Source organism: Ruegeria sp. K3, from assembly GCF_056531845.1.
In genome coordinates, this window is the sequence record NZ_JBQFMM010000001.1 from 561,445 (window position 1) to 582,202 (window position 20,758).

The 20,758-nt window shown below is 56.4% G+C and carries 19 protein-coding genes; 11 read left to right on the forward strand and 8 right to left on the reverse strand.

Annotated features, from left to right (window positions below; genetic code table 11):
* Positions 1-87: 87 nt before the first annotated feature.
* From glpX to ACR0MP_RS02750, 3 genes are all read right to left on the reverse strand, one after another.
* Entirely contained in the window at positions 88-1,071 is a 984-nt protein-coding gene (gene glpX / locus ACR0MP_RS02740) for a class II fructose-bisphosphatase (protein ID WP_170422349.1), read from the reverse strand.
* A 71-nt stretch (positions 1,072-1,142) separates the two neighbouring features.
* On the reverse strand, positions 1,143-2,429 hold the full coding sequence (locus ACR0MP_RS02745) for a homoserine dehydrogenase (protein ID WP_170403375.1): 1,287 nt from the start codon (positions 2,427-2,429) through the stop codon (positions 1,143-1,145).
* A gap of 128 nt (positions 2,430-2,557) precedes the next feature.
* Complete coding sequence (locus ACR0MP_RS02750; RefSeq protein ID WP_170396262.1) at positions 2,558-2,806, reverse strand: hypothetical protein; 249 nt, start codon at positions 2,804-2,806, stop codon at positions 2,558-2,560.
* Between the two features lie 100 nt (positions 2,807-2,906).
* Between ACR0MP_RS02750 and ACR0MP_RS02755 the strand changes: the two genes are divergently transcribed.
* On the forward strand, positions 2,907-3,494 hold the full coding sequence (locus ACR0MP_RS02755; protein ID WP_170403371.1) for a TetR/AcrR family transcriptional regulator: 588 nt from the start codon (positions 2,907-2,909) through the stop codon (positions 3,492-3,494).
* Positions 3,495-3,501: 7 nt separating this feature from the next.
* Here the strand turns inward: ACR0MP_RS02755 and ACR0MP_RS02760 are convergent, their stop codons facing one another.
* Complete coding sequence (locus ACR0MP_RS02760; protein ID WP_480885755.1) at positions 3,502-4,413, reverse strand: pirin family protein; 912 nt, start codon at positions 4,411-4,413, stop codon at positions 3,502-3,504.
* Between the two features lie 159 nt (positions 4,414-4,572).
* Between ACR0MP_RS02760 and ACR0MP_RS02765 the strand changes: the two genes are divergently transcribed.
* The gene (locus ACR0MP_RS02765; protein ID WP_170403365.1) at positions 4,573-5,043 is read left to right on the forward strand and encodes a hypothetical protein; all 471 of its coding nucleotides are present in this window, start codon (positions 4,573-4,575) and stop codon (positions 5,041-5,043) included.
* Here the strand turns inward: ACR0MP_RS02765 and ACR0MP_RS02770 are convergent.
* The 3 genes from ACR0MP_RS02770 to ACR0MP_RS02780 are packed head-to-tail and all read right to left on the reverse strand — an operon-like array spanning position 5,040 to position 7,970.
* Positions 5,040-5,630, reverse strand: a complete 591-nt coding sequence (locus ACR0MP_RS02770; protein WP_170403363.1) for a hypothetical protein — start codon at positions 5,628-5,630, stop codon at positions 5,040-5,042. The genes ACR0MP_RS02765 and ACR0MP_RS02770 overlap by 4 nt on opposite strands.
* Positions 5,617-6,246, reverse strand: coding sequence for a hypothetical protein (locus tag ACR0MP_RS02775; RefSeq protein ID WP_170403359.1), 630 nt, complete (start codon positions 6,244-6,246; stop codon positions 5,617-5,619). The genes ACR0MP_RS02770 and ACR0MP_RS02775 overlap by 14 nt, the downstream gene beginning before the upstream one ends.
* Positions 6,243-7,970 carry a Tad domain-containing protein gene (locus ACR0MP_RS02780; protein ID WP_480885759.1) on the reverse strand — a complete coding sequence of 576 codons (1,728 nt, stop codon included), beginning with the start codon at positions 7,968-7,970 and terminating at the stop codon, positions 6,243-6,245. The genes ACR0MP_RS02775 and ACR0MP_RS02780 overlap by 4 nt, the downstream gene beginning before the upstream one ends.
* 54 nt (positions 7,971-8,024) lie before the next feature.
* Here ACR0MP_RS02780 and ACR0MP_RS02785 point away from each other — a divergent pair, with 54 nt between their 5' ends.
* The 9 genes from ACR0MP_RS02785 to rpoD all read left to right on the forward strand — a co-directional run bounded on the left by ACR0MP_RS02785 (position 8,025) and on the right by rpoD (position 19,527).
* On the forward strand, positions 8,025-8,339 hold the full coding sequence (locus ACR0MP_RS02785; RefSeq protein ID WP_170734619.1) for a hypothetical protein: 315 nt from the start codon (positions 8,025-8,027) through the stop codon (positions 8,337-8,339).
* 55 nt (positions 8,340-8,394) lie between these two features.
* A complete protein-coding gene (locus tag ACR0MP_RS02790; RefSeq protein WP_170403353.1) occupies positions 8,395-9,825 on the forward strand; it encodes a Glu/Leu/Phe/Val family dehydrogenase in 1,431 nt (476 codons plus the stop codon).
* 196 nt (positions 9,826-10,021) lie between these two features.
* Positions 10,022-11,275, forward strand: coding sequence for a sarcosine oxidase subunit beta family protein (locus tag ACR0MP_RS02795; RefSeq protein WP_170512810.1), 1,254 nt, complete (start codon positions 10,022-10,024; stop codon positions 11,273-11,275).
* Positions 11,276-11,330: 55 nt separating this feature from the next.
* A complete protein-coding gene (locus ACR0MP_RS02800; protein WP_170396281.1) occupies positions 11,331-11,594 on the forward strand; it encodes a sarcosine oxidase subunit delta in 264 nt (87 codons plus the stop codon).
* On the forward strand, positions 11,591-14,524 hold the full coding sequence (locus ACR0MP_RS02805; RefSeq protein WP_480885763.1) for a sarcosine oxidase subunit alpha family protein: 2,934 nt from the start codon (positions 11,591-11,593) through the stop codon (positions 14,522-14,524). Before ACR0MP_RS02800 ends, ACR0MP_RS02805 begins: the two co-directional genes overlap by 4 nt.
* Positions 14,517-15,062: a sarcosine oxidase subunit gamma gene (locus ACR0MP_RS02810; protein ID WP_480885765.1), complete on the forward strand. Its 546-nt coding sequence runs from the start codon at positions 14,517-14,519 to the stop codon at positions 15,060-15,062. Before ACR0MP_RS02805 ends, ACR0MP_RS02810 begins: the two co-directional genes overlap by 8 nt.
* Before the next feature lie 35 nt (positions 15,063-15,097).
* Positions 15,098-15,394, forward strand: a complete 297-nt coding sequence (locus tag ACR0MP_RS02815) for a hypothetical protein (RefSeq protein WP_170396287.1) — start codon at positions 15,098-15,100, stop codon at positions 15,392-15,394.
* Positions 15,395-15,474: 80 nt separating this feature from the next.
* A complete protein-coding gene (gene dnaG, locus ACR0MP_RS02820) occupies positions 15,475-17,424 on the forward strand; it encodes a DNA primase (protein WP_480885767.1) in 1,950 nt (649 codons plus the stop codon).
* Between the two features lie 114 nt (positions 17,425-17,538).
* Positions 17,539-19,527: an RNA polymerase sigma factor RpoD gene (gene rpoD / locus ACR0MP_RS02825; protein ID WP_170396291.1), complete on the forward strand. Its 1,989-nt coding sequence runs from the start codon at positions 17,539-17,541 to the stop codon at positions 19,525-19,527.
* Positions 19,528-19,711: 184 nt separating this feature from the next.
* On the opposite strand, the gene ACR0MP_RS02830 is transcribed toward rpoD, so the two are convergent.
* Positions 19,712-20,725, reverse strand: coding sequence for a helix-turn-helix domain-containing protein (locus tag ACR0MP_RS02830; protein WP_170396293.1), 1,014 nt, complete (start codon positions 20,723-20,725; stop codon positions 19,712-19,714).
* Between the last annotated feature and the right edge of the window lie 33 nt (positions 20,726-20,758).

Here is a 20,758-nt window from a genome sequence, read left to right on the forward strand (position 1 = left end):
TCACCTCATGCACTAAGGCCGGACCCCTGCGGATCCGGCCTCTTGGTCTTTTATGAATACTCTTGCTGAAGGCGCTGGCGCAAGCCGCTATGCTTCGTTGTGTGGCCACATCGGCGTGCGGTAGGACATCCGCCGCACCGAGCCCGTTTTTGATCGCATGAGCAGCGTTGTTGTTTCAACCCAACCCGGTTCCCGCTTGATGCGCGGCAGCAGTGAACCTCCGGTGACCCCAGTAGCAGCAAAGATTACATCCGCCGTTACCATCTCGTCGCGCGCATAAACACGGTCCAGATCTGTGATGCCCGCCTTGGCCGCCCGGCCACGTTCGTCGTCATTACGGAACAACAGGCGGCCAAAGATCTGACCGCCCATGCATTTCAGCGCGGCTGCGGCAAGCACACCCTCGGGCGCACCACCTTGACCCATATACATGTCGATGCCGGTCACTTCGCTTTCGGCGCAATGCATCACACCTGCGACGTCGCCATCTGTGATCAGGCGGATCGACGCACCGGTATCGCGGACTTCAGCAATCATCGCTTCGTGGCGGGGACGCTCCAATATGCATACGGTAATATCCGCAGGCTCACAGCCTTTGGCCTTGGCCAGCGCTTCAACTCGCTCGCGCGGGCTCATGTCCAAGCTTACGACACCTTCGGGAAAGCCCGGACCAATGGCCAGTTTGTCCATGTATACGTCCGGAGCGTGTAGCATTGAGCCGCGCGGGCCCATGGCAATGACGGTCAGCGCGTTGGGCATATCCTTGGCGGTCAGGGTTGTGCCTTCAAGCGGGTCCAGCGCAATGTCTACGCCCGGGCCGTTACCAGTGCCAACCTCTTCGCCGATATAGAGCATTGGCGCTTCATCACGCTCGCCCTCACCAATGACAACGACACCCTCAATGTCCAGAAGGTTCAGTTGTTCACGCATAGCGTTGACGGCAGCCTGATCGGCAGCTTTCTCATCACCCCGGCCAACCAGAGAGGCGGACGCCAGCGCGGCCTGTTCTGCCACCCGTGCAAGGCCCAGAGACAGCAGGCGGTCGTTGAAATCGATCTTGGCAGCGTTCATCTTCGCATATCCTTTGGTCAGCTAAGGCGTTTTATCCGGCATAGCCTGCGCGCAGCATAGGCCGCAAGGGGTCAGACTTGTTCGATACGCAGGGCGACGGGTTCTCCGGCCACCACATCGGTGGCGCGCAGGCCATCCAGTGCATGGTCCAGCGTCGCCCGCGTGGTTTTGTGGGTCACGATCAGCACGGGCGCTGTGCTTTCTGTGTGCCCATACTGCCGCATCCGGTCGATCGAGACGCCAGCATCGCCCAGAATCGCCGCGACCTTTGCCAGCGCGCCGGGCTTGTCCAGAAGGCCGAGCCGCAGATAGTAGGGTGCAGGGAGGCCAGTAACGGCGGAGGCTGCGTCTTGCAGGGTCGTCGCGGGGCGGCCAAATGTCGGTATATGCAAGCCTCGCGCCAGATCGCAAACGTCGCCCATCACTGCGCTGGCAGTGGGACCTTCACCGGCACCGGGGCCGCGCAGAACGATTTGTTCAACTGCGTCCCCATCCAGCACAACCATGTTTGTTCCGCCTTCCAACTGACCTAGCGGAGAATTGCTCGGCACTAGACAGGGTTGCATCCGCTGTTCCAGTCCGCGCGCCGTTCGCTGTGCTACACCCAACAGCTTGATGCGATACCCCATGTCGTGGGCCTGATGGATGTCATCGAGGCTAATATGCTGAATGCCCTCGATCTCGATCCCATCGAAATTCGGCTTGGTGCCAAAGGCAATCGAAGACAGCAGCGCCAGTTTGTGCGCCGCGTCGATGCCGCCAACATCCAGATTCGGATCGGCTTCAAGATAGCCAAGCTGCGCGCATTCCTCGAACAGGGCGTTATAGCCCAACTCCTGCGATTGCATCCGGGTCAGAATATAGTTGCAGGTACCGTTCATGACGCCCATGACACGCGTGATCTCGTTACCCGCCAGTCCTTCGGTCAGAGATTTGATTACCGGGATACCACCCGCGACAGCCGCTTCGAAGCGAATGACACGACCTGCGGCTTCGGCCAATTCCGCCAGTTCCTGCCCATGAATCGCCAGCAGTGCCTTGTTTGCGGTGACGACATCCTTGCCACTGTTCAGCGCCGCCTCGACCGAAGCTTTCGCGGGGCCATTCTCGCCGCCCATCAGTTCGACAAAAACATCGATGTCTTCGCGTTTGGCCAATGCAACGGGATCGGTTTCCCATGCATAATCCGAGAGGTTTACGCCACGGTCCTTGCTGGCATCACGGGCCGAAACTGCGGTGATCTCGATGCGACGCCCGGTGCGGGCGTGCAACAAATCGGCATGACGACGCACAATTTTGACCACACCCACGCCAACGGTTCCCAATCCGGCAATTCCAAGCCTCAGCGCCTGTGTCATTCCCTTGGGTCCTTTCTGCTCGCAATACCGCCCGCGATGGCGAAGTGTCCTTTGCGGGCTGCCTTAGCGGGTTCGAGGCAGGGGTGCAATCCGTCTAATCTTTTGGAGCTAGTGGCGTGGCCGAAATCCTAGTTAATCTCGGCATTCTGCAGCGCTTCGGCCTTTTCCGCCAACGCTTCGCTGCGTGCTGTCAGGTCTTCTTCTACCTCTTCCGCTTCGCTGATTGGATCGGTCGGAGGACCGAGGGCGGGATCTAAAGCAATAAGCTTGGGGTAGGGTGCCTTGCGCAATGCGGCGGTTTCGCTGCCTTCCAACTCAGGGATATTTGCGCAGCCGGCGGTGGCCAGCACAAAGAGAATGGGCAACAAAAGCTTCATCGCAGTCCTTCGGGTCGCAGCGTGTATCCCGTGATGCACGTTTTGTCGGAATGGTTCAAGCGGGGTTCTATCTGAACGTCTGTTCAGATACGATCGGAGCATGGCGCGTACACAAGGTTCTCATTCCGATATCACCGGCCCCCGCATTCGCGAGGCCGCACTGGGGCTGTTTGCCCGTCATGGCTATGCTGCGGTTTCAATGCGGCAGATCGCAGGGGAGGTGGGGGTGCAGGCTGGGGCACTCTATAATTACACGCCCGACAAGCAGAGCCTGCTGTTTCGGCTGATGCGCGATCACATGCAGGATCTGATGGCCGCCTATGACGCTCTCGACCGGTTTGATAATCCACAAGATGCTTTGCGTCAGTTTGTCGGGTTCCACATCCGTTTTCACCTGCAGCGTCCCGACGAGGTGTTCATCGCTTACATGGAGCTGCGCAATCTGAACCCCGAAAACTTTGCCGAAATCGAGGCCCTGCGCCGCCGTTACGAGGACTCGTTAGAGCATATTCTGCGTAACGGGCAGCAATCGGGTCAATTTTCGGTCACCGATACCAAGATCGCCACATTAGCGGTGATTGCCATGCTGAATGGTGTGATCACTTGGTATCGCAGCGGTGGCCGCCTGTCTCTGGATGAGGTCGAGCAGATATACTGGGACATGGTCCGCAAGGCAGTCACCGCCTGACTCGTGCCTAGTGCGCTGGCCGGATGAACGTTCCGTTCCGCAACTCCCGAAACGCTTGCTGTAATTCTGCCTGCGTATTCATCACGATCGGGCCATGCCACGCCACGGGTTCATCGATCGGAGCGCCCGAGATCAAAAGAAACCGTACACCCTCGGGCCCGGCCTGAACCGTGATTTCGTCTCCGGTCCCGAACCGAACCAACGTCCTGTCTCCTGACATGTCGCGGATGTTGACCTCTTGCCCGGCGACCTCTTTCTCTAGAAGAATTCCAGTTGGCCGAGACGCGCCCGCAAAGGCAGCGCTGCCTTCAAAGATATAGGCGAAGGCCCGGCGGTATGTGTCGATCGGAATGGTTTTTTTCACCCCTGCCGGTATGCTGATATCCAGGTATTGCGGATCGGCAGCGATACCGTCCACTGGGCCCGTACGTCCCCAGAATGTACCGACAATCACACGGACCTTTGTCCCATCATCATCGATGATTTCTGGAATATCAGTGCTTTGAACGTCCTGATAGCGCGGGGCGGCCATTTTCTGATCTGATGGCAGATTGCCCCACAGCTGGAACCCATGCATCTGACCGCTGGCCGACCCCTTGGGCATTTCCTGATGTAGGATACCCGACCCGGCGGTCATCCACTGGACATCTCCGGCACCCAGCGTGCCGCTATTGCCCAGCGAGTCGCTGTGTTCGACTGTGCCGGACAGGACATAAGTGATCGTTTCGATGCCCCGATGCGGATGCCACGGAAAACCGGCCATATAGTCCAATGGGTTGTCATTCCGGAAATCATCGAACAGCAGAAACGGGTCCAGTTCCGACGGGTCCTGAAACCCGAACGCCCGGTGCAGTTTGACGCCCGCGCCTTCCATCGTCGGGACCGCCTTGCGGAATTCCAAAGTTGGTCTGAGTGACATGAAAGCCTCCTGATCCTTTGACCGGAACTTATGCGTCGGCCTGAGGTAGTCAATTTGCGCTGGAACACTGAAGCTGTGCGAAGATGCTCAGACAGGTGACGCGGCGCTGTCCTTTGCTTATCAAAGCGGTTAAAGCGGGCGGACAATCAGGAGAACAACATGCAAGAAGAAGTGCTGGCCACGGTCGCGGCCTCGGCACCGCGGCGCTGGACTGGGGTAGGGATGCTGGTCACGGTCGGGGCGTTGGTCATTTACGTCGCGTTGGCATCGCCGCCTGAGTTAGGCTGGCAGGTCTTCTTACTGGTTTCCGGGGCAGCTGCGTTCTGGTTAGCCCGTCGCATGTGGTACGCGACCGAAGACAGGATCGAGCTGACCCAATCCCAATTGCGCACAGGCTCGGGGCAGGTGATCTGCAATATCGAGGATGTCGAAGGCGTAGACCGGGGCGTGTTCGCATTTAAGCCATCAAATGGCTTCTTGGTAATCACTCATGCACGAAGCTCAAACCAGTGGGCGCCCGGTCTTTGGTGGCGTGTCGGACGAAGGATTGGCATAGGCGGCATGACAGCCGCCGCCGAGACCAAATACATGTCGGAAATGCTGTCGGGGATTCTAGCGGAAAGGGATTAGCTCACCGTGCAAGGGGTATTGACGACCTGGTCAAAAACACGCGGGTGCGTAAACACAAAGTTGTCCATCTCAAAGTCAGCAAAATCGAGCGCAAACCGGAATGGAGCTCTGTAAGTATTATTGGTTTCGACGATAATCATGGATCCGTTGTCAGGCATGACCGGAATTCGGTGCTTGATCTTTACGATCTCCGTGTTTGTCAACTGAATGTACTTCTCACCCCGTGTACAAGACCAAACTACGTTGTGGGCATCGGCATCAGCATCATACTCAATGTAAGAAGCGCGCATAGACACCGGAGATCTCGTATAGACCATCGACTCTAGAAGGTTGTACAAGGTGTCAACGTATTTCACATTCATGTCGCTGTCTTCGCGAGAAATAATGTCAGCTATTGCATACGCCCCTTTGATGTTACGGGCGCTTTGACGATAGCTGTCATAATAGGTGTAAGACGCGAAAATCGACCAAAACACCAGCGGTACGATCAGGACCGCCTCGACTGTAATCGAACCTTCTTCTCGTTTCAGAAAGCGAACGAGCAACGCGTTGGCAAAGTCCTGAATTGATTTTTTAGTTCGAGGCATCGGCTACATCCACAGTTTCAGACGAATCTTCGTCTGGGGAGCTTGATGACCCACCGAATGGTTCATGTACGAACACTGTCGTCGCATGCAATTCCCATTGACCGTCGGGGTCCTGTTTCGCAAGGCCGCCAATCATCGTGAAACCCCAGACAGGTGAGACTTCAAGACAAGCGCGGATGATCATCAGCTCGTTTGAAGTGCCCGATTCAAAAAGGACATTCTCGGGTGGCCTGACAGTCGCTGGCGTGTCGACACAATAAGGGTTCAAATAAGAAGGGTTGTCCAGGGGATTGCCGACGCGTGGATCAATAGGAGTCATCTCAAGCGCCAAGTCTTCCAAGCAATTTGTGATCATTGCCTCGTCACAGATCATTTCTTTGAGAAGCTCATGATCCCATTCGGTTTCACCCTCTGGCAAGCGATTGAGCCTAACCTCTCGGACTGTTATGTCCAGAGACCGTTCAAGATCGGCGTGATGAAAGGATTGCAGTCCCAGATCCATGCCGGAATAAGCGACATAGAGGAAGAAAGGAAACCAGAACATAAACTCGATAGTCGAGTTTCCATCCTCATTATTGTAAAATCTACGCAGCCGCTTCCGCAGTGTCGTAATCATTGGGTCAGCCTCAGATTCTGAATGGAGGTGCTGATCGAGTCAAAAACCCGCTCGATTTGTGTACCAGTCGCCTCATAGTACCGCGCATCTTTGACCGCGCAGTCTTTCAACATTTGCTTAACGCCGGACGGGGCTTCAAAGGCGATGGAGAAAATGATGACCTTTTCTTCTTCGGCTTTATTGCAAAGATCCACAACGTTTGGATTTTTGGTCGATGGACCAATTTCGGTTGTAGAGTCTGATGCAAATTCGTCGCCGCGATCCCAGCCATAAGCGTGACGCAACATATTCCGAATTGCATACTTTTCCGTGTGCGCCCAGACGTCAGGCCATTCCAGTTCTACCGGATCGGAATCTGTTGAAAGCCCTTCGGAGTCTTCGCGTGTTTGCGATCTGTCCATCGAATAGCAGGTGCCGTTGTAGTAATCCGTACAGCGGTAGCGTATATAAGTCTCATCGCCATAGGCATGATCTTGGTATTTGTCGCGGGTCCAGCGCCTGTACGAACTGTCCTGTACAGTTGTGGCGACATTAGGCCAAGCCCAGCGGTCATACTCTTCATCGTAGATAGAATACACTTCGGCATCTTCATTCCAATAGATGTCCGAGAGGCCGTCATTGTAAGGCGGATTCACTTTGTGTTGATAAGTGTTTTCACCATCCGTCATCAACACTAGAACCTTAAGAGTGTCAGAGGTCTTGTTCGGAGCCGGTCGGATCGCAAATGAGTTCGGAATTTCAGAACTGTCTGCAATCTGAGCGATAAGCGGTTGAACACTGTCATCAAGCAAGGTCAGACCCCACTTCAGACCTACGTCGATTGAAGTCCAGCCGCTTGCCACAAGGTTCTGGATCTGACCCTTCAAAATGTCCGGGTCGTTCTGGATTACGGTCATCTCTCGACGGTCGGTGTCGGATTCAAGGCGACAGGTATTGCTGCTTACCAGCGTATCGCTGAACCTTTTGTCGCTAGAACCATTATCCTTGAAATGAAGAGTCTGTGGGACATAGTCCCCAGGTCTGATGATGTTGCCGCCGTCATCCACGATGTCGTAGTAGTTGAAGTCGGTCGTTGTGAAATCCGAAGGCTGGAAGTCGATGCAATTGGCTCTTTCGTTAGCTCCGATCGTGTTAATCGCATCCATTAGATAGTCGGGCACCGAGACCTGTTCCGAGTAGGGCACGATTGAGATTGACAATCTGCCGTCTTCCGACTTCAGGATCATTTCATCAATAAAGTCCTCAGCGGCACTTTTGAGGTTGGTAAGCTTCGTACCACGCATCGAACCCGACACGTCCAAGACCAAAGAGATTTCGACATTACCAATCGATTCTTCGGCGATGCTGGTGGCGGTTGTATCAATAGAGTCGACACCACTCCATTTCATGAAATGTGTTTCGATACTCATATCGGCGCTGGCTTCGACTTTCCGTTTTCCTTCAAGTTCGGCAACCTGAGACACCGTTCCGTCGTCGTTCGTAGTACATGTCTCAGGCTCGACCTTGATATCTTTGATGATATCCGTATCGAAGCCTTCTTTGCGGATGTAATCATTCACTACGACACGTGGGCAAAGCTCTTGGTCCAGGTCAGCTGCGGCAAGGACCGCGCGGTCCAGTGCGTATTGTAGCCTAACCCTTTCGCGATCATATCGCATGACGTCGACGGCAAACCCGGCCACGGTAAAAACCATCATGACTAGGAACATTGCGAGTATTGTCATCGTGCCTTCTGTCGAAGAAACAAAGTGACGCAAGTGCCGCGAGCATCTGTTTTCGTGGCAGAGACGGTTGAATTGAGCTTTCAAATCAAACTTGCGCATAATTGGTTCCTCGGTCGATCAGGCACACTGATGCCAGCACTTCGCAACTTTGATAATTTATCCACGGATCGTGGCGAGATTTGGGCGCAGTGGACACTATGTTGCTCGTTTTTAAAGAGATTCAGCTTTATTCCCGGTGTTATTGACGGTTTTGTTTCGCTACTTTGGACAATCGCGCGGCTTTCGTTAACGCCCGACTCACCAATGGAGCTAAAAAGTAAAGTTCACAAACTGATGAAAATACGTGCAGTTACTGATTGCGGTATTTAGCAAGCAGTGCGACAAAAAGTCATGACGTATCTCGTCTACCGGCACGGAGGATTTTATGACCGGCATTAAAGAACCCAGCTTTCGTGAGAGTGTTGATTTGATGTTCAACAGAGCGGCGTCTCTGATGGATTTGCCGCCCGGGCTAGAAGAGAAGATACGGGTTTGTAATGCCACCTACACCGTTCGGTTCGGGGTGCGTCTGCGGGGGCAGATCCACACCTTTACCGGATATCGTTCGGTTCATTCGGAACATATGGAGCCGGTAAAGGGTGGCATTCGCTATGCCTTGGCGGTGAACCAGGATGAGGTCGAAGCGCTGGCTGCGCTCATGACTTACAAGTGTGCACTGGTCGAAGCGCCCTTTGGTGGCTCGAAAGGGGGCCTTTGCATTGATCCTCGCCAGTATGAAGAACATGAGATGGAACAGATCACGCGTCGTTTTGCCTATGAGCTGGCAAAGCGCGATCTGATCAACCCCTCACAGAACGTGCCTGCGCCCGATATGGGAACAGGCGAGCGCGAAATGGCGTGGATGGCTGACCAATATGCGCGGATGAATACGACCGATATCAACGCGCGAGCCTGTGTGACAGGTAAACCGCTGAACGCGGGGGGCATCGCGGGCAGGGTCGAAGCAACCGGGCGCGGCATCCAATACGCGTTGCGCGAATTCTTCCGAAACCCGGAAGACGTCAAGAAGGCGAACTTGTCAGGCACGCTGGACGGAAAGCGCGTCGTCGTGCAGGGTTTGGGTAACGTGGGCTATCACGCAGCCAAGTTCCTCAGCGAGGAAGACGGGTCGCGTGTGGTCGGCATCATCGAATGGGATGGCGCACTGTACAATCCCGATGGCATCGACGTAGAAGCCGTGCGGCAGTGGATCGTCAAGCATGGCGGCGTGAAGGACTATCCCGACGCCACGCATTCCGCCGAGGGCGGCGCGGTACTTGAAGCCGAGTGTGACATCCTGATTCCGGCGGCGCTGGAGGGGGTAATAAACCTATCCAACGCCGAACGTATTAAGGCACCACTGATCATCGAGGCCGCCAACGGGCCTGTCACGGCGGGTGCGGATGAGATCCTGCGCAAGAAAGGTACGGTGATCATCCCTGACATGTATGCAAACGCCGGCGGTGTGACCGTGTCCTATTTCGAATGGGTCAAGAACCTCAGCCACATCCGTTTTGGCCGGATGCAGCGGCGTCAGGAAGAAGCTCGGCATGAGTTGATCGTTAGCGAATTGCAGCGGCTAGATCGGTATCTGGGTGACGCATGGTCGATGTCTCCGGATTTCAAGGCCAAGTACCTAAAGGGCGCTGGCGAGTTGGAGCTGGTGCGTTCTGGTCTCGATGACACGATGCGCATTGCCTATCAGTCGATGAGCGAAGTCTGGCATGATCGCGCGGATGTCGACGATCTGCGCACGGCGGCCTATATCGTTGCGATCGACCGCGTCTCAAAAAGCTATCGCGCCAAGGGCCTCTGAGCGCGCAAAGAGCAGAAACTTCTTGAGTGGCCAACCAATGGGTTGGCCACTTTTCATTTCGGCCGAAGTCGTCAGAGTGTGTGGATTGGTCGCCCAGCGACAAGTTTTCGTCGAAAACAGGAGTGGAACCGGATTCCGGCGTTGTTACTGCTGGGTGAAGTTGGTTTGATGCCGACACACCTGTAGGGAGGTCTGAATGCGTTTCTCCGGCTTACGTGTCCTGAAAGAGGGCCTGACCGGCAACAAAGGCTGGACGCCGCACTGGCGCGAGCCTGAACCGAAATCCGAATATGACATCGTCATTATCGGCGGCGGAGGTCATGGGTTGAGCACGGCCTATTATCTGGCCAAGGAACATGGTCTGACCAATATCGCTGTTCTGGAAAAGGGCTATATCGGTGGGGGCAATGTCGGGCGCAACACCACCATTGTGCGCGCGAATTACTTTTTGCAGGGCAATTCCGAGTTCTACTCGCACTCATTGAAGCTGTGGGAAGGTCTTGAGCAGGATCTGAACTACAATGTCATGCATTCGCAACGCGGGATCATCAACCTGTTCCATTCGGACGGGCAGCGTGATGCCGCTGCGCGCCGGGGCAACATGATGATCAGTCAGGGTGACGATGCTATCCTGCTCAATCGCGATGAATTGAGGCGGATGGTGCCCTATCTGAATTTCGATGACCTTAGGTTCCCTCTGTATGGCGGTCTCTACCACCCGCGCGGAGGTACAGCGCGACACGATGCAGTGGCCTGGGGCTATGCGCGCGGAGCAGACCAGCGCGGCGTGGATCTGATCCAGAACTGCGAAGTGACCGGTATTGATATCGAGAACGGCGTGGTGCGCGGTGTTCAGACCTCGCGTGGGCCGATCCGGGCCAAGAAGGTGGCGATGGTTGCTGCCGGGCGTTCAGGTCAGGTGGCGGCGATGGCTGGAATGAGGCTGCCGATTGAAAGCCATGTCTTGCAGGCCTTCGTGACCGAAGGTCTGAAGCCCTGCATCGATCATGTGGTGACGTTTGGCATGGGGCATTTCTATATCAGCCAGTCAGATAAGGGCGGTCTGGTCTTTGGCGGTGATCTGGATTTTTACGCCTCCTATGCGGCGCGAGGTAATTTGCCCACCGTCGAAAGCGTGATGGAGGCCGGGATGGCGCTGATGCCGATGATCGGCAAGGCGCGGGTGCTGCGATCCTGGGGCGGGATCATGGATATGTCGCCCGATGGCTCTCCGATCATCGACCGGACGGATATCGACGGGCTCTATCTGAATGCCGGCTGGAACTATGGCGGGTTCAAGGCGGTTCCGGGTTCGGGGAATGTGTTTGCGCATCTGATTGCGACGGATCGGTATCACGAGAATGCCACCGGCTTCCGACTGGATCGTTTCCGCACCGGGCGCGGGATTATCGATGAAGAGGGCAAGGGCTCTCAGCACAATCTGCATTGAGGGGCGCGATGTTGGATTTGGGTATTATTGAAAAGATCAAGAAGGGCGCGCGGCTATGAGGATCACCTGTCCATATTGCGGCGAGCGGGATCGGCGCGAATTCTACTATCGCGGGGCGGCAGTGGATCTGGACCGACCGGCCCCGGATGCCGGTGAGGCGGCTTGGGATGATTTTGTCTACCAACGGGAAAACCCGGCAGGGCCGACAAGAGAGCTTTGGTATCACGAAGGCGGGTGCGGTGCATGGATCGTGGTCACACGAAACACGGTCACGCATGAGATGATCGACGCGCAGCCGGCATCGGAGGAGCGGGCATGAGAATCGATGGAAAGGGTCTTATCGATCGTACGCAGTCGATTCCGTTTGTTTTCGATGGTGCCAGCTATAGCGGCTATGCGGGCGACACCCTGACCTCAGCGCTTTTGGCGAATGGCGTACGACTGATGGGGCGTTCGTTCAAGTACCACCGGCCTAGGGGTGTGCTGAGCGCAGGCAGCGAAGAGCCGAATGCGCTGATGACCGTGGGGGCAGGCGCAGGACAAGAACCAAATATTCGCGCCACGATGCAAGAGATCTATCCGGGACTTGAAGCGCGCAGCCAGAATCGCTGGCCCAGCCTGAGTGTCGATTTGATGGGGATCAACGATCTGGCTTCCCCGTTTTTGGGCGCGGGTTTTTACTACAAAACCTTCATGTGGCCGAAAAGCTTCTGGGAAAAGCTATACGAGCCGATCATTCGACGTGCCGCCGGATTGGGAGCACTGTCGGGCGAAGACAATGCCGACAAGTACGAAAGCGCTTATGCCTTTTGCGATCTGCTGATTATCGGGGCAGGGCCTGCGGGGCTGATGGCCGCACTGGTCGCTGGTCGTGCCGGCGCGGACGTCATTCTGGCCGACGAAAACAGTCGCGTGGGTGGGCGTCTGCTGGCCGAGACCTATGAGGTCGACGGAAAACCGGGTCCCGATTGGGTTGACGAAGTGCTGGCCGAGTTAGCCGCGATGGACAATGTCCGCATCATGACCCGGACCACTATCGCAGGCGCCTATGACCAAGGTACCTTTGCGGCGTTGGAACGCGTTTTTCACCATACGGATCACCGCCCCAACGGGGCGCCGTTGGAAACCTATTGGCGGATCGTGGCCAAGCGGTCAGTTCTGGCGGCAGGCGCGCTGGAGCGCCCGGTCGCATTCCGCAACAATGATCGCCCGGGGATCATGACCGCTGGCGCGGTGCGGGCGTATCTAAACCGATGGGGTGTCAGCCCGGGCCGCAATGTGACGATCTTCGGAAATACTGACGATATCCATCGCACTGCGCGTGATTTGTTGGATGCTGGTGTCCATGTGGCGGCTGTGATCGATAGTCGCCATGACGCGCTCTTGTCTGACGACTACGAGGTTCTACGCGGGGCGCAAGTTTGTAACAGTTCGGGCCGTAAAGGGCTGGAGGCGATTACAGTGCGCCGCGCCAGTGGAGAAGAACGGATACACACGGATTGCCTTGCCATGACAGGGGGCTGGAATCCTTCGGTTCATCTAACATGTCACATGAATAGCCGCCCGATCTGGAAGCGTGAGATCGAGGCCTTTGTGCCAACGCCGGGGGCCGTGCCGGGCATGGTGACAGCGGGCGCGTGCAACGGATCTTTCTCAACTACAGCCTGCCTTCGTGAAGGGATTGAGGCAGCCAAAGGCGTGCTCGGCGATCTTGGCTACAAGGCCACGAAGACTGTGCCACCGCAGGCCGAGGATACGCCATACGAGATCACGCAGCTTTGGGCCGTGCCCGGCAAAGGCCGCGCGTGGCTGGATTTCCAGAACGATGTTACAGTGAAAGACGTCAAACAGGCCGCGACTGAGAATTTCCGGTCAGTCGAGCACATGAAGCGCTATACGACGCAAGGTATGGCGACGGATCAGGGCAAGAATTCGAACGTGGCAGCATTGGCCATTCTGGCGGACGTCACCGGGCGCGCGATACCCGAAACCGGAACCACGACGTTCCGCCCTCCGTATTCTCCTATCGCCATTGCCGCGCTGGGCGCTGGGGCTGAAGGCAAGGGTTTCAAACCGCAACGTTTTATCACTTCGCACAAAGCGACCGTAGCGCGGAAAGCTCCGTTGGTTGAGGCCGGGCTGTGGTATCGCCCCAGCTATTTCCCAAAGGATGAAGAAACCACGTGGCGGCAATCCTGTGACCGTGAGGTTAAAATGGTGCGTCAGGCCGTCGGGGTGTGCGATGTCTCGACGCTTGGCAAGATTGACATACAGGGGCCGGATGCGGGGGCGTTTCTGGACTTCGTTTATACGAACATGTTCTCGACCCTCAAAGTTGGCCGAACGCGATATGGCCTGATGTTGCGTGAGGATGGATTCGTCATGGATGATGGCACCACCGCGCGGCTGGGAGAGACGCATTACCTGATGACCACCACCACAGCAGGTGCTGGCGATGTAATGAAGCATCTGGAGTTCGTTCATCAGGGACTGCGCCCTGATCTGGATGTCTCGTTCATCTCGGTCACTGAACAGTGGGCACAGTTTGCCGTGGCCGGACCAAAATCGCGTGAATTGTTGAACGATCTGCTGGGCACACCTCTTGATGAAGAAAGCTGGCCCTTCATGGCTTGCGGGTCGATCTCGGTGCTGGGTGTGCAGGGGCGTTTGTTCCGGATCTCGTTCTCGGGCGAGCATGCATATGAAATCGCCGTGCCTGCGCGCTATGGCGCGAGCCTGTTCGATGTTTTGACCGACCGGGCTGAGACACTGGGCGGTGGTCTTTATGGGATGGAGGCACTGAACGTTCTTCGGATCGAAAAGGGCTTTATTACGCATTCCGAGATCCACGGACGGACGACTGCCTATGATATCGGCCTGGGTCGGATGGTGTCGCAGAAGAAGGATTGCATCGGCAAAACCATGTCGCAACGTCCGGGCCTTGAAGAGCCGGGGCGCGAGCGTTTGGTCGGGCTTAAACCCATTGGCGAAAGCAAGGAATTGCTGGCGGGCGCGCATCTGTATCGGGAAGAGGCCGAGCCGGTGCGCACCAATGATCAGGGCTATCTGACCTCCGTGTGTTATTCCCCGACGCTGGAAACGATGTTGGGCTTGGGCTTCCTGGCGGACGGGCCTGAGAGGTATGGAGAAATAGTGAAAATGGTCGATCATCTGCGCGGCGTGACAACCCTGTGTGAAGTGGTGAACCCGGTTTTCTTTGACCCCGAAGGAGGGCGCGTCCGTGGATAATCTGACCGCCAAAACACCCTGCGACGGGTTGCTGCCTTTGACTATCGGCTCAGTAACGCTCAGCGAAGAGGATGTAGGGGCGATCCATTCGATCTCACCTTTCAAGGGTAAGCAAAAGGCGCTATCCGAAGCTTTGAAAGCAGCGCACGGGATGGCCTATCCATCGGCCAATCGCGCAACGGGTAGGGCTGGCGCGCGGGCGATCTGGTTCGGCCCCGCGCATGCGATGCTGATCGGGCCGTCTCCTGATGCGACCCTGACCGAGAATGCTGCCATTGTGGACCAATCAGATGCCTGGGCTGTGGTCCGGTTAGAGGGTGCTGATGTCGAAGACGTACTGGCGCGCGTAGTGCCTATTGATCTGCGTAAGGCGAACTTCAAGCGCGGCCACTCCGCCCGGACCCTGCTGTTCCACATGACCGCTTCGATCACGCGCGTTGGGGAGAACACGTTTCAGATCATGGTCTTCCGATCCATGGCTGAGACACTGGTTCACGAATTGAAAAGGGCGATGGAAGGCATCGCCGCGCGCGGGTAAGCTGCGCTGAAAGAAACGAATCTTCGGAGATCCCCATGTTGCGTATCGCTATCGTTGCGGCCGTGCTGGCCACGCCAGTGGTTGCACAGGAAACCAAGGAACAGAGCTGCAAGTATCAGGCTGACGTTGTTGCCGCGATACAGAAAGCACGACTTGACCGGGTCAAGGAACGCGATGTGGCGCAGGCGGTGGCCGACAGTGGTCCTACCTGGCCCGAGAACTACAATGCCGCTGTTCCGCTGATCACGCCTTGGGTATATGAGCAGAAGATGCGCGACGTGCGTAAGAAGGATCTCGGGGCCGCGTGGCTGGAGTTGTGTTTACAACAATAATCCACAGTCAGATCATTTCTCTGTGGACAACCGCGCGCCATCCCCTTGGCGCGCGTTTTCATTTCTGGCAGGTTTGACCCATGTCTTTGCCCCCCGGATTTCTGGATGAACTGCGCACGCGCCTCAGCCTGTCTCAGGTTGTTGGGCGTAAGGTCATGTGGGACCAGCGCAAATCCAATCAGGGCAAGGGGGATATGTGGGCGCCTTGCCCATTTCATCACGAAAAGACCGCCTCGTTCCACGTCGATGACCAAAAGGGATTCTATTACTGCTTTGGCTGCCACGCCAAAGGGGACGCGATCAGTTTTGTGAAAGAGACCGAGAATGTCTCTTTCATAGAAGCCGTGGAAATTCTGGCGCGCGAGGCCGGGATGCCGATGCCCGCGCGTGATCCCAAGGCGCAGGAAAAGCAGGACCGCCGTTCACAGCTGGCCGAGGTGATGGAACAGGCTGTGCAGTTCTTTCGTTTGCAACTCAAGGCTGGGGCAGGGGCGGCGGCACGTGATTATTTGACACGTCGCGGTCTTGACGCGAAGGCGCTGGACCGTTGGGAAATCGGTTTCGCACCCGAGGGCTGGCAGGCTCTGTGGGATCATCTAACCGGTAAGAGTGTCTCAGAGGACCTGATCCTTGGGGCCGGGCTGGCCAAGCCGTCGAACAAAGGTAAGAAACCCTATGATACGTTCCGCAACCGCATCATGTACCCGATCCGCGACCCACGCGGGCGGTGCATTGCGTTTGGTGGCCGGGCGATGGATCCCAATGACAACGCCAAATACCTGAACTCGCCCGAGACCGATCTGTTCGACAAAGGCCGCAGCCTCTACAACCATGGCCCCGCACGACAGGCGGCAGGCAAGGGGCAGCCTTTGGTTGTGGCCGAGGGCTATATGGACGTGATCGCTTTGGCTGAGGCCGGGTTTGGCGCGTCGGTTGCGCCATTGGGGACTGCGATTACCGAGCATCAGTTGCAACTACTTTGGCGCATCTCTGACGAGCCGATCATCGCTCTGGACGGCGATACGGCAGGGCTGCGCGCGGCGATGCGAGCGGTCGATTTGGCACTGCCGTTGCTGGAAGCGGGCAAATCCTTGCGTTTTGCCCTGATGCCCGAAGGCAAGGATCCCGACGATCTGTTGCGCGCCGAAGGTTCGGGGGCGGTGCAGGATGTGCTGGATGCTGCAATCCCGATGGTCAAACTGCTCTGGCAACGCGAGACGGAAGGCAAGGTCTTTGACAGCCCCGAACGCAAAGCGGCGCTGGATAAATCCCTGCGAGAGAAGATCAAGCTGATCCGCGACCCCTCGATCCGATCGCACTACGGGCAGGAAATTAAGGACCTGCGCTGGCAATTGTTTCGCCCACAGCGACAATCGCAAAATCGTCCGTGGCAACCGCGCGGAAAATGGCAGCCGCAGGCACAGCCTGCCACGCCAGGCGCACGGGCGTCATTTCTGGCCTCGGCTGAGAATGCGGATATTCAACTGCGCGAAGCGGCAATTCTCGCGATTGCCATCCTGAATCCACAAGTTGTCGTGCAATTCGAAACTCAGCTGGAAGAAATGGATTGCCACGACCCTGATCATGCGGCCTTGCGGGGAGCAATCCTGCGCCATGCCATCGACGATCCGGACAATCTGCAGGATCACATCATGCAAACTTTGGGACCGGAACCCCTTGAAAACCTGCTGGCCCTTCGCCATGTCGCAGTGATCCCCTGTGTGTACAAACCGGGCGACGTTGAAAAGGCCGAGATGACGCTGGCCGAGGAACTCGCAAAGATCAAAGCGCTCCGGGGGTTGGATGCTGAGATTGCCGAAGCGGCAGAGGAATTGTCTGATCTGGCCGATGAGGCGCTGACATATCGGCTGGCGCAAGCCGCCGAAGAGCGCAACCGTACAAGCCGCAGCCAGAACGAAGACAGGGCCGTTTTCGACATCGCCGACAATGGTGCGCGAATCAACCGCGATGAGAAAGACGCGTTTGAGGCCATCACGTCTGGCATCAAATTCGAACGGAAACATCGATGAAGTGGTGTTTTCGTAAGGCACTGGAAAAGAAAAACGGGTAAACGGGTGGCCGAATCACTTCTACGCGCTAATGATTCGGTTCAAACGAATCACCCATCCCTGCAGGAGCATTGAATGGCCGCCAAGGATACGAACGAAGACCGCAAATCCGACGAGCAGGAACAGGAAATCTCGCTGGACATGAGCCAGGCCCAGGTCAAGAAGATGATCGCCGAGGCTCGCGAGAAAGGTTACATCACCTACGACCAGCTCAATCAGGTTCTGCCGCCTGATCAGGTCAGCTCGGAACAGATCGAAGATGTTATGTCGATGCTGTCCGAGATGGGCATCAACATCATCGAAGATGAAGAAGCCGAAGAAGAAGAAAACAAAGGCTCGACCGAACTGGTCACCACCGAAGGTCCGCGCGAGGTTGCGCTGGCTGGTGCTGCAACCGAAAAGCTGGATCGCACCGATGACCCCGTACGCATGTATCTGCGTGAGATGGGTTCAGTCGAACTGCTGAGCCGCGAGGGCGAGATTGCTATCGCCAAGCGGATCGAAGCCGGTCGGAACACCATGATCGCTGGTCTGTGCGAAAGCCCGCTGACCTTCCAAGCGATCACCATCTGGCATGACGAACTTTTGTCCGAAGACATTCTGCTGCGGGACGTCATCGATCTGGAAACCACTTTCGGCAACCAGATGGATGAAGACGGCGAGGTTGAAGAGCCGGTTGTCGATACCTCATCGGTGCAGGCGGCCAAGCCTGCCAAGGACGAGGGGCCGGAGCTTGACGCTGACGGCAACCCGATTGCCAATGATGATGACGATGATGACGACGATCAGGCCAACATGTCCCTGGCCGCGATGGAAGCAGCGCTGAAGGATCAGGTGCTGACCACGCTGGAACGCATCTCGACCGATTTCGCAATGCTGTCCGAAATGCAGGACAGCAGGATATCTGCGACGCTGAACGAGGATGGCACTTTCAGCGCGAAGGACGAAGAAACCTATCAGAAGCTGCGCGCTGAGATTGTTGAATTGGTGAATGGTCTTCACCTGCACAACAACCGGATCGAAGCTCTGATTGACCAGCTTTATGGCATCAATCGCCGGATTATGTCACTGGACAGCTCGATGGTGAAACTGGCTGACCAGGCTCGCATCAACCGTCGCGAGTTCATTGATGCTTATCGTGGGCGCGAGCTGGATCCGAACTGGTTGGCCGAAATGGCCGAGAAACCGGGTCGGGGTTGGCAGATGTTCATCGAACGCTCGACCGAAAAGGTTGAGGAACTGCGCAACGACATGGCTCAGGTTGGCCAATATGTTGGTCTCGATATCCCTGAATTCCGCCGCATCGTGCAGCAGGTTCAAAAGGGTGAGAAAGAGGCGCGGCAAGCCAAGAAGGAAATGGTCGAGGCCAACCTGCGTCTGGTGATCTCGATTGCCAAAAAGTACACGAACCGCGGCCTGCAATTCCTTGATCTTATTCAGGAAGGTAACATCGGCCTGATGAAGGCGGTGGACAAGTTCGAATACCGCCGGGGCTATAAGTTCTCGACCTATGCGACCTGGTGGATCCGTCAGGCGATCACGCGTTCGATCGCGGATCAGGCGCGCACGATCCGTATCCCGGTGCATATGATCGAAACGATCAACAAGCTGGTCCGGACAGGTCGTCAGATGCTGCACGAAATCGGCCGCGAGCCAACGCCGGAAGAACTGGCCGAAAAGCTGCAAATGCCGCTTGAGAAGGTGCGCAAGGTGATGAAAATCGCCAAGGAGCCGATCAGCCTCGAAACGCCCATCGGCGACGAGGAAGACAGCCAGCTTGGTGATTTCATCGAAGACAAGAATGCCGTGCTGCCACTGGACAGCGCCATTCAGGAAAACCTCAAGGAAACCACCACACGGGTTCTGGCCTCTCTCACCCCGCGTGAGGAACGGGTTCTGCGGATGCGCTTTGGCATCGGCATGAACACCGACCACACGCTGGAAGAGGTCGGTCAGCAGTTCAGCGTGACGCGCGAACGTATCCGCCAGATCGAGGCGAAGGCGCTGCGTAAGCTGAAACACCCGAGTAGGTCGCGTAAATTGCGGTCCTTCCTGGATCAGTAAATCGAAAGGCGCCTCATCCCGAGGCGCCTTTTTTCTTTCGCCCGCTCACAATGACTGAACTTCAAATCAAATTGGCGGGAATTCGCAAGGAGTCCGGCGATGCCATCTTTATATCGCCGCTGTCCACTCATGGACAGGCCGGGGCGAGGTGATTGGGCTGATGACCCCCGGCCACTTTTTAGCTTCATGAAAGCGGATGAGAGACACGTTTGCGAAAAGCAGTCGGGGCCTGACCCGTCCAACGTTTGAAGGCGGTGGAAAACGCAGCCTGATCGGAATAACCGAGCGAATACGAGATTTCGGACAGATGCATACCGTTCTTGATGAAGGTCTGCGCCAGGTCACATCGTAAATCTTCAACAATCTCACGATATGAGGTGCCTTCATCAGCTAGGCGGCGAGCCAATGTTCGAGGGCTTAGGCCGAGCTGGGAGGCGGCGTCGTCCACCTGTACGATTCCCCCCGGCATCGCATCTGTGATCAACCCTTCGATCTGTGCTCGGGTTTTCTGTCTTGGCGACTGTCTTTCGGCCAGCAGGCGTTCGCCAAATTCAACCAAATGCGCGCGCAGGCTAGGGTCGTAAGTTGGGATCGGTGTTTCCAGCGAGGGCAGCGACAGGATGATTTCCAAGCGTTCGGCCCCGAAGGTAACTGGGAAACCTCCGATTTTCTGGTAGGTGGCTTGGTGTTGCCCAACTGTGTGCTGAAACCGTATCTCAATCGGATTCAGATTCAACTGAGTCAACGCCCGCATCCGGGCGATCGCGCCAAACAGCAGGAACTCGGTCCGCCGATGATAGCGGGAAAAGCTCGGGTCTTTCCAATCGGCCTCAAGCGAGGCAGCGTTACCTGAAAGGCGCAGATTGAAGGCCAGGGCCGGGTCGATAATGCCATGAAACCGCGCCGTATTCTCGATCACCTGCTTCAGATCACGAGAGTACTTGCTAATATAGGCCGTAATGCTGGAAGAAGAACTGAATTCCAGACCCGCCCGTGCGCCAAAGGTGATATCGCCAAGTGCATCGCAGGCGTGTCGGACAAACAGCGCTTCTTTGTGGGCGCTGTACCTTTTGGCAGGCGGTTCAATATCGCTGCGGGTCAATGCGCAGTCACTCAGGACCTGTTCCACCACGGTCGCGCTTGCGTGATCCTCAAGGGTCCGTGTCAGCAATTGAATGCGTGAAATGTCGACGTCCATCACCCAGCCCAAAAAACGCGTTACTGTAATACC

Bases quoted from the DNA above. Each gene is read 5' to 3' on its own strand.
- glpX (WP_170422349.1), bottom strand. From the start codon at position 1,071: ATGAACGCTGCCAAGATCGATTTCAACGACCGCCTGCTGTCTCTGGGC.
- ACR0MP_RS02745 (WP_170403375.1), bottom strand. From the start codon at position 2,429: ATGACACAGGCGCTGAGGCTTGGAATTGCCGGATTGGGAACCGTTGGC.
- ACR0MP_RS02750 (WP_170396262.1), bottom strand. From the start codon at position 2,806: ATGAAGCTTTTGTTGCCCATTCTCTTTGTGCTGGCCACCGCCGGCTGC.
- ACR0MP_RS02755 (WP_170403371.1), top strand. From the start codon at position 2,907: ATGGCGCGTACACAAGGTTCTCATTCCGATATCACCGGCCCCCGCATT.
- ACR0MP_RS02760 (WP_480885755.1), bottom strand. From the start codon at position 4,413: ATGTCACTCAGACCAACTTTGGAATTCCGCAAGGCGGTCCCGACGATG.
- ACR0MP_RS02765 (WP_170403365.1), top strand. From the start codon at position 4,573: ATGCAAGAAGAAGTGCTGGCCACGGTCGCGGCCTCGGCACCGCGGCGC.
- ACR0MP_RS02770 (WP_170403363.1), bottom strand. From the start codon at position 5,630: ATGCCTCGAACTAAAAAATCAATTCAGGACTTTGCCAACGCGTTGCTC.
- ACR0MP_RS02775 (WP_170403359.1), bottom strand. From the start codon at position 6,246: ATGATTACGACACTGCGGAAGCGGCTGCGTAGATTTTACAATAATGAG.
- ACR0MP_RS02780 (WP_480885759.1), bottom strand. From the start codon at position 7,970: ATGACAATACTCGCAATGTTCCTAGTCATGATGGTTTTTACCGTGGCC.
- ACR0MP_RS02790 (WP_170403353.1), top strand. From the start codon at position 8,395: ATGACCGGCATTAAAGAACCCAGCTTTCGTGAGAGTGTTGATTTGATG.
- ACR0MP_RS02795 (WP_170512810.1), top strand. From the start codon at position 10,022: ATGCGTTTCTCCGGCTTACGTGTCCTGAAAGAGGGCCTGACCGGCAAC.
- ACR0MP_RS02800 (WP_170396281.1), top strand. From the start codon at position 11,331: ATGAGGATCACCTGTCCATATTGCGGCGAGCGGGATCGGCGCGAATTC.
- ACR0MP_RS02805 (WP_480885763.1), top strand. From the start codon at position 11,591: ATGAGAATCGATGGAAAGGGTCTTATCGATCGTACGCAGTCGATTCCG.
- ACR0MP_RS02815 (WP_170396287.1), top strand. From the start codon at position 15,098: ATGTTGCGTATCGCTATCGTTGCGGCCGTGCTGGCCACGCCAGTGGTT.
- dnaG (WP_480885767.1), top strand. From the start codon at position 15,475: ATGTCTTTGCCCCCCGGATTTCTGGATGAACTGCGCACGCGCCTCAGC.
- rpoD (WP_170396291.1), top strand. From the start codon at position 17,539: ATGGCCGCCAAGGATACGAACGAAGACCGCAAATCCGACGAGCAGGAA.
- ACR0MP_RS02830 (WP_170396293.1), bottom strand. From the start codon at position 20,725: ATGGACGTCGACATTTCACGCATTCAATTGCTGACACGGACCCTTGAG.